At 43.1% G+C, this 7643-nt stretch carries 6 protein-coding genes and 1 pseudogene; 3 read left to right on the top strand and 4 right to left on the bottom strand.

The window, feature by feature from the left end:
* Together B3V51_RS09025 and B3V51_RS09020 are read left to right on the top strand one after the other, a co-directional pair.
* Nucleotides 1-498: pseudogene (locus tag B3V51_RS09025) on the top strand (DNA polymerase III subunit gamma/tau); the annotation flags it as partial.
* A gap of 234 nt (nt 499-732) precedes the next feature.
* Nucleotides 733-1632: a LysR family transcriptional regulator gene (locus B3V51_RS09020; protein ID WP_071001594.1), complete on the top strand. Its 900-nt coding sequence runs from the start codon at nt 733-735 to the stop codon at nt 1630-1632.
* A 108-nt stretch (nt 1633-1740) separates the two neighbouring features.
* On the opposite strand, the gene B3V51_RS09015 is transcribed toward B3V51_RS09020, so the two are convergent.
* Nucleotides 1741-2922, bottom strand: a complete 1182-nt coding sequence (locus B3V51_RS09015; RefSeq protein ID WP_093071001.1) for an aspartate aminotransferase family protein — start codon at nt 2920-2922, stop codon at nt 1741-1743.
* A gap of 41 nt (nt 2923-2963) precedes the next feature.
* Nucleotides 2964-3155 carry a DNA gyrase inhibitor YacG gene (locus B3V51_RS09010; RefSeq protein WP_093071003.1) on the bottom strand — a complete coding sequence of 64 codons (192 nt, stop codon included), beginning with the start codon at nt 3153-3155 and terminating at the stop codon, nt 2964-2966.
* A gap of 182 nt (nt 3156-3337) precedes the next feature.
* Here B3V51_RS09010 and B3V51_RS09005 point away from each other — a divergent pair, with 182 nt between their 5' ends.
* On the top strand, nt 3338-3994 hold the full coding sequence (locus B3V51_RS09005; protein ID WP_093071005.1) for a DUF938 domain-containing protein: 657 nt from the start codon (nt 3338-3340) through the stop codon (nt 3992-3994).
* Between the two features lie 86 nt (nt 3995-4080).
* Here B3V51_RS09005 and B3V51_RS09000 read toward each other — a convergent pair whose 3' ends face one another.
* Complete coding sequence (locus B3V51_RS09000; protein WP_212563533.1) at nt 4081-5475, bottom strand: ABC1 kinase family protein; 1395 nt, start codon at nt 5473-5475, stop codon at nt 4081-4083.
* Between the two features lie 391 nt (nt 5476-5866).
* Nucleotides 5867-7177: a phosphoribosylamine--glycine ligase gene (gene purD / locus B3V51_RS08995; RefSeq protein WP_093071009.1), complete on the bottom strand. Its 1311-nt coding sequence runs from the start codon at nt 7175-7177 to the stop codon at nt 5867-5869.
* Nucleotides 7178-7643 lie beyond the last annotated feature (466 nt).

Here is a 7643-nt window from a genome sequence, read left to right as displayed (position 1 = left end):
CCTGAACCAATTGTTGAGCCTGACGCAAATGATTCTCAGTTAGCAGTACCATCAGATGAAGATCCTCGTACTTTATTACGCTGCGCCCCTCAAGAGCTGACAGGGGAGTGGAACTCGGAAAAATGGGATTACTGGCTACAGACAGCTCGTGAGGCAGAAGTGTTGGCACAGGACGAGCTGGCACTTGCCCGTCAAGGTACGATGGTAGGTCAATGTAATGGCACAGCCACTTTTTTGACCAGTGTCGATAGTAGACATTTACAAGCGACTTTCCAGCAGTTAGCTGCTAAGCTGCAGCAACAGTTCACAAGTGCAGAGATTGATTTAAAAATTGATAGTAGTATTATGCAAAGCGATAACAAAACACCAGAGCGTCGCCAGCAAAAACGTTTGGAGCAAGCCAAAACGGTTGCTGAGATGAAGTTGCGACATACACCCGTCATGCAATATTTGACTGAGCGCGGTGAAGGAAAAATGGGTAAGGTACAGCTATATTAAGTTTCAAAAAAAGCTGTTATTAACATCATTTAAAAATATAGATATGTTTTAGCAATGGTTTTATATAAAATATCAAGGTGATATTGTGCTATCGCCTTGATATTTTTTTGTTTTTTTTGAATAAGCAATTTGCCTTCTTAAAAAATGAAAAATATTTAATAACGATAATATAAATTAAAATTCGTTATAATGGTTAAGTTATATTAAAAACTGAAATGAAGTTTAGGTGAGAATATGTTGGATAATTTACGCGGTATGGCTGTGTTCGCCAGTGTGGTCGGACACGGCTCTTTTAGTGGTTCTGCTCGCGAGCTTGGTATTACTACTAGTGCAGTCAGTCAGCAAATTCGTTCACTAGAGAATGAGCTTGGCGTTGTGCTATTGCATCGCTCGACTCGTAAGCTCAGCTTAACGGAAGCTGGTGAGAGCTTTTATGAGTCGGCAAAAGATGTGGTCAGCGCGGCTGAGCAAGGTCGAATCAAAGTTAATCAATTGCGTGATGAGCTAGCAGGTAGTCTACGGGTGTCGACGACGCCTGAGCTTGGCGTAAATCATATATTGCCAGCGCTTTCTACATGGATGGCTGCGCATGATGATCTGAGTGTCACTTATCTCGCAGACAATCATTATATCGATATGATTGATGAACGTATCGACATCGCGATTCGCATGAGTCCATCGATTAATGACTCGAGTCTAAGTAGCTATCCGCTCACCGATGTGCGCCAGTTACTCGTGGCTTCACCCCAATATCTGCGTCAGCATCCTAAGATTAATACACCAAAAGATTTGGCTGATCATCAATTAATTTGTATTGAAATCATGAAAGATGCCAATCAGATTGATATGATTCAGACAGAGACCAACAAAAAAACGCGTGTAAAAATGAACTCACGTATCTACACCAACAATGTCTTCATGGCGACAACCTTAGCTAAAGAAGGTCATGGCTTGGTGAGAATGATGGAAATGGACATCAAAAAAGAGCTTGAGAGTGGAGAGTTGGTAGAGGTATTGACTGGTTATCAGTTGCCGAGCTTTGTACTATATGCCGTTACCTTAAACCGCGACCAACAACCAGCTAAAATCACTCGTTGCCTAGAAGTACTGAAGAAATATTTTCATGCAAACTAAGTGTTATGCAGACTAAATATTGGTTGTTTCAATAATCGGTCAGCAAAAAGCCTATGGATAGAGTTGTCCATAGGCTTTTTTATTACATGCTACATATTCAAGCAAGCTTTAGAATGTTGGCTTTAATAAGTTGATCAATCGTTCAGCGACTTGTGTGCTTTCATCACGGCTCATATTGAGCGGTGGTAGCAAACGTACCACATGGCCACCTGTCACATTGATGATAAGTTTTTGCTCGTCACGGGCACGATCTACCAATTGGCTACAATCCATGTCTTCAGGTAGCGCAATACCAATCATCATACCGGCACCGCGGCTACTTACGCCGTGTTGTCCTAGTGCATTGACGAGACTTTCTCGGATAAACAATCCTTCCGTCACCGCATTCTCCATGATGTCGCTATTTGCAAGTACATCGTACACGCTATGTACCACGCGACTGGCTAATGGCGTACCACCGTAAGTAGAGCCATGACTCCCTGCACCAAATAATCCATTGGCACGCCCACGTACCATACAAGCGCCGACTGGAAATCCATTTCCCAAGCCTTTGGCAGTCGTCAATACATCAGGGCGCGCATTGCTATGCTGATAGGCAAAATATTTACCAGTACGACCATTGCCGGTTTGCACCTCATCAAGCATGAATAACCAGTTATAAGCATCACACTCTGCTTGTAGCTCTTCTAAATAGGTAAAGCCATTGGCCGCAGTATTAAGACCACCTTCACCTTGGATCGGCTCTACAAAAATGGCGCAGATGTCCTCATGGTCTAACGCCGCTTGCTTTATCGCGGCAATGTCACCAAATGGCACACGGATAAAGTCGTCATCTAGAGTATAAAACCCTTCGCGGGCTTTTGGGTTAGCAGTGGCCGATAGTGATAGTAATGTACGGCCGTGGAATGACTGCTCCATCACGATGACTTTTGGGCGTGCAAAGCCTTGTTGCGACGCATACAGGCGTGCAAGCTTTAGTGCCGCTTCATTTGCTTCAGCGCCACTATTGGCAAAAAACACACTATCCATTTGAGCTGACGTACATAGTTTCTCTCCTGCGCGCTCTTGCCAGTCGATACCGAACAGATTGCTGGTATGAACCAAGGTCGCTGCCTGCTGTTGAATAGCGTCGGTCACTTGTGGATGGCAATGTCCTAATCCACATACCGCGATACCAGTTAAGGCATCTAAGTATGGCGTATCGTCTTTTGTATAGAGCCAACTGCCTGCACCGCGGGTAAAGCTGATCGGTTGACGATTATAAGTGGGCATTAGGTAAGTAGCAGACATGTAAAACATCCTTGGTATAATAAATTGAGTAAAGAGGTAGGTTATAGCTCGTCAGAAAAAGGTGTGGTTTCTGCAGGTAACGTGTATTCTTCATTTGCCCAAGCACCTAAGTCGATCAGCTTACAGCGACCACTACAAAATGGCTTATATTTGTTGTCTTGCCAAGCAGTTTGAGTGCCACAACGTGGGCAAGGGTAGGTTTTGGGTGCAGTGTTGGTATTAGAGTCAGTCATAATAAAGGTGGGAGTATCCTTGATGTTATTAGTATCATTTGCGCACGATAGTTATTTATTATCATATAAATTGTGATGAATTGAGGAGTACTAGTTGTCGTTATATTACTATTCAATTAGATTGGCTATATAATAGCATGGGGCAGAATAATGACAAAAGACAAATGCTTTAAGGATAGTAGATGATAGACAATATCGAGTTCACACATCAGCAAGCGCGTGCCTTTCAACCACAACGACTCTCCGCACCGCGCGACTTTATGATTCCAAAAATCATCAGTGATAATAAAGACGAAAAGCCGTTAATCTTGGAGATTGGAGCAGGGAAGGGCAAGCATGCACTTAGCTTTGCCCTGCAAAATCCTGATAAGCATTTGATCGCCATTGAGCGCACACGCAATAAGTTTGATGCTTTCTCAAAGCTGGCTACACTGCAAGACCTATCGAACCTAGATGCGATCCATGCAGATGCGATTGCTTGGACGGTGCATGCGCTAAAACCCAATAGTGTGGCTAAAATATTTATTCTTTATCCCAATCCTGAACAGCATAATCCCAATCAGCAATGGCTAAATATGCCCTTTTTTGAGTTTCTACTATCTCGCTTGCAAGTAGGGGGAGAGATAATACTGGCCACCAATATTCAATCTTATATGGACAATGCAGAGCATCAAGCAGCTAAGCTTTGGTGCCTACCAAATAATCGCTACCGAGTGCCTGTCGACAGCCAGCGTACGCATTTTGAAGTGAAGTACCTAGCGCGGCAGGAGGTATGCTGGGAGTTAAGCATCCGTAAGCCAAAATGGTATAAAACCCGGTTTGATAATTGGCAAGCTTAATAATAGGCGAAAAATAGCCTAAGCAGAAAAATATAAATCAGAAAAGCCGTCACTAAAGGACGGCCAAAATTTCGCACTACTAAAAACTATAAATAAGGTTTGACCAAGGTATTAGGGTTGGTATGTGCGTCAAGCACTGTTAAAAAAGTATATGCACCAATAAATTTGCGGCTAATAAACATAAATTCTTTTGGAGGAAGGTTAAATTCAAAAGATTGCATCGCACGAGTAGCTTTAGTGGATAAGCGTGAATGCAATTTGCTATTGGCCCAAATATAGCGATTTTGCTCATCCAAACAATCTGTAGGGATGTCATCGTTTTTCTCAGGATCACTGAATGGCTCGGTAGCCAATAGGAACAATGAGGCAATATCAGAGCGTACTTTATCACTCATACTATCGAAGAAATCATAACCCGTCATCGCTAGAGTCATTGCCTGATGGTTGTGGTGATATCCTGCCCTCAATAGTCCACGGGCAATCGTAAGCAAATTACTATCAAATTGACGAATTGCACCAAAATCTAGCAAAACAAGTTTATCAATATCGTCTGTACTTTCACTAACTCGAACTAAATAGTTACCAAAATTAGGATCCGTCTGCATTTCACCCCAGACAAAAATCTCTTGCATCATAATTTCGATGGCAGCTTGACCAATTGCACTGCGGCGCTCGTGAGGCAATAGCTGTAGTGCTTCAGACACGACAGTGATACCTGGCTCATATGACATACATAGCAGACGTTTTTTTGAATAATTACGATTAATTTTAGGCACGATATAACGTGGATCATTGCTTAAACGATCGTAGAAACGCTCTGTTGTTGCTGCTTCTGCTTCATAATCGACTTCATGGTGGAGTAGGTCCCGTATTTCCTCAAACCAAGCATCGAGAGCGCGCGTTTGGGGGACGATGTTACTTACCTTTAGTAGTCGCTTAAATAGGGCAAGATCAGAGTTGATGGCATCGGCCACCCCCGGATACTGAATTTTCAACACGACTTGTTCACCAGTTGCTAATACTGTCGCCCGATGGACTTGGGCAAGAGAAGCCGTTCCAATAGGAACAGGGTCAACATCGAGCTCATTTAGTTTTTCACCCAATAGCTGGCGCAATGTTTGCTCAATTGTCGGCCAGGTAAGCGTCGCCGTATCATCATTGAGCGTTTGCAAGGCACGCGTAATCTCTGGTGGCAATATATGTTCACCATAGATGGCTAGCATTTGACCAATTTTGACAACTGAACCTTTCAATTTACCAAGCTCTGATGCCAGATAACTCGCTTGAGCTTCCATAAATGCTTGGTTACGTGCGGTCCGTGCTTCTTTATTCAAAAACATGCCAGACACACTATTACCCGCCCAACGACGACCAATATTTAAGGAGGTTTTAGCAATCGACATGCGGCGATCAAACCCTGAGGTTTTTAGACTATCGATTGATTGCTTATTGTTAGAAGGTTTAGACGTATCATTTGCCATAAATATAATCATTCATCCAGTTGGTATTGATTTGCGGGTTCGAGACCTACAATACAAGGGAGATGTGATGCACGGGTATAAAATTGTATCATATAAAGTGCATGGGTTTTATGAGCGCACACAGGCTGTTGATAGTTACTTTGTAAGTCAAAATAATTGCGTGATATTTTACCGATTTAATGTTGAGAGTTGTGCTCATGTCTGGTCTATCATTAAGCCGCCATCTCATTTTTTATGAGCATTTCATCAAAAATAGACCTAAAAATGACTGTCAAAAAATAAGACCTAGCATGCATGATGCTAGGTCAAATAATGTATAGCGTATCAGTCATATTTGCTTAATCAGACATATGGAGTGAAAAACTCACGTTATCTGACAAGGATTAACTCATCAAGCATTTTCACGAGCAATGGCATGATGCCCGATATCACGGCGATATTGCGCACCATCAAAGCTAATCGCAGCAGTGACTGCTAGTGCTGCTTGCTGAGCTTCAGAAATATTATTTGCTAAAGCAGTCACGCACAATACACGACCACCGTTAGTCACAACTTCGTTCTCATTGTCATTCGAGAATGCCGTACCAGCATGAAATACTTTAACAGCATTATCGTTCGTAGTGTCCAGCTCTGGCAAGCCAGCAATCACATCGCCTTTCGATGATGTTTCAGGATAGCCTTTCGATGCAACTACGATACCTAGAGCAGGGCGGTTGTCCCATTTGGCTTCGCTAGGCAGTTGACCTGCCAACCCTTGTGCAACCAAGTCTACCATTGATGACTGCAGGCGCATCAAAATAGGCTGCGTCTCTGGATCACCAAAGCGGCAATTGAATTCAATGACATAAGGATCGCCTGCTTTATCAATCATAAGACCAGCATATAAAAATCCAGTATAAGGGTGTCCTGCGTCTTTCATCGCATCGACGACTGGCTGAATGACTTGTGACATCACTTTGTCATGAACGTCTTTGGTCACGACTGGCGCAGGTGAATAAGCACCCATACCGCCAGTGTTGGGACCCGTATCCCCTTCAAAAGCACGTTTGTGATCTTGGCTGGTCGCCATTGGCAAGATATTGTCACCATCAATCATGCAAATAAAGCTGGCTTCTTCACCTTGCAAGAACTGCTCGATGACCACACGACTACCAGCATCACCGAATTTGTTGTCCGCTAGCATATCGTCAATCGCTTCATGCGCTTGCTCAATAGTCTCAGCAACAATGACGCCTTTACCAGCAGCAAGCCCGTCAGCTTTGATAACAATAGGCGCGCCTTGCTCATCAACGTAAGCTTTGGCAGCAGTAGCGTCTGTAAATCCTTGATAAGCAGCCGTTGGAATATTGTTTTGTTCCATGAATTCTTTAGCAAAGGTTTTCGAACCTTCTAATTGAGCGCAGTAGGCTGTTGGACCCCATGCTTTGATACCAGCATCACGGCACGCATCAACGATACCAGTGACCAAAGGTGCTTCTGGTCCGACGATGACCATGTCAATATCATTGTTTTGGCAAAATTCGATAACAGCGCTGTGCTCACTGGCATCAGTAGACGTTAAGACAACGTTTTGGCATTTAGGTTCAAGGGCCGTGCCAGCATTACCAGGAGCGATATAGACATTTTCGACATTGTCATCTTTTGCACACTGCCATGCCAGCGCGTGTTCACGACCACCTGAACCAATCACCAAAATATTCATCATACCTCTTGCCCTTAGCATTAAAGTTAATAATGAGCTATTCGTACGCTCGTAGATATATCGGCATATTCTAACAAAAAAACAGTATTGATTACTATGAGTATCCACTTGCCAGCACCTAATCTCGAATGCTAATGCTATGGCATTGAACATCATTGTCTCATTAGCAAAGGTTATCGACATGTCGTTGATTCATGAAATGATGTTGTACGCTTTAGCTCGCGCCGCAGGTGCGTTAAACTTCACTATATTGATGGCATTAAATCCTGATGGCTACATATTCATAAAAATAAGAGTAAAAAAGGAGAAAGTCTTTAGACGTCATAATAAAAGAATAAGTCGCGTGACTGGATATATTGCCATTGCATCACAAGTTATAGTCGAACCACTATTAAAGTGTTACAGCGTTAGACTCGTTTAGCCTACTACTGTAGTACTTGCACTCGTCTGCCTTGTACCACTTTTA

Source organism: Psychrobacter sp. UBA2514, assembly GCF_002341255.1.
Classification (GTDB): domain Bacteria; phylum Pseudomonadota; class Gammaproteobacteria; order Pseudomonadales; family Moraxellaceae; genus Psychrobacter; species Psychrobacter pacificensis.
This window is presented reverse-complemented; position numbering and strand designations above follow the sequence as displayed.

What these genes read in the sequence shown, in the direction of transcription:
- B3V51_RS09020 (WP_071001594.1), top strand. Translation starts at nt 733, where the DNA reads ATGTTGGATAATTTACGCGGTATGGCTGTGTTCGCCAGTGTGGTCGGA.
- B3V51_RS09015 (WP_093071001.1), bottom strand. Translation starts at nt 2,922, where the DNA reads ATGTCTGCTACTTACCTAATGCCCACTTATAATCGTCAACCGATCAGC.
- B3V51_RS09010 (WP_093071003.1), bottom strand. Translation starts at nt 3,155, where the DNA reads ATGACTGACTCTAATACCAACACTGCACCCAAAACCTACCCTTGCCCA.
- B3V51_RS09005 (WP_093071005.1), top strand. Translation starts at nt 3,338, where the DNA reads ATGATAGACAATATCGAGTTCACACATCAGCAAGCGCGTGCCTTTCAA.
- B3V51_RS09000 (WP_212563533.1), bottom strand. Translation starts at nt 5,475, where the DNA reads ATGGCAAATGATACGTCTAAACCTTCTAACAATAAGCAATCAATCGAT.
- purD (WP_093071009.1), bottom strand. Translation starts at nt 7,177, where the DNA reads ATGAATATTTTGGTGATTGGTTCAGGTGGTCGTGAACACGCGCTGGCA.